At 61.1% G+C, this 334-nt stretch carries 1 protein-coding gene; it reads left to right on the top strand.

What is annotated here, in order from left to right:
• Positions 1-334: flagellin (locus V3C40_RS28280; protein ID WP_331779168.1), on the top strand; the 334-nt coding region annotated here is incomplete at both ends.

Genomic DNA, 334 nt, shown 5'->3' with positions numbered 1-334 from the left:
AGCACTGCTGGGCGATGGCAGCGCCGCAACCAAAGGCACCTTGTCGACCTCGATGACCTTCCAGATCGGCGCAAGCTCGACCGAGAAAATGAGCTTCGATGTATCGACCAACCTGGCCTCGCTGAATACGGCCCTGAACGGCTTGAGCAAAAACTTCTCGTCGGCCGCCTCGACCGGCGCCAGCGAACTGACCAGCAGTGCCAACGCCTCCATCGGCCTGCTGGCTACCGCCATCGACAGCGTCAGCACCGTACGTTCGGCACTGGGCGCGACGGCTAACCGTCTGGACCACGTCAACACCAACTTGTCGAACATCGCCACCAACACCAAAGCT

Origin of the sequence: Janthinobacterium sp. LS2A (assembly GCF_036543145.1) — a bacterium.
Lineage (GTDB): Bacteria > Pseudomonadota > Gammaproteobacteria > Burkholderiales > Burkholderiaceae_D > Janthinobacterium > Janthinobacterium aestuarii.
This window is presented reverse-complemented; position numbering and strand designations above follow the sequence as displayed.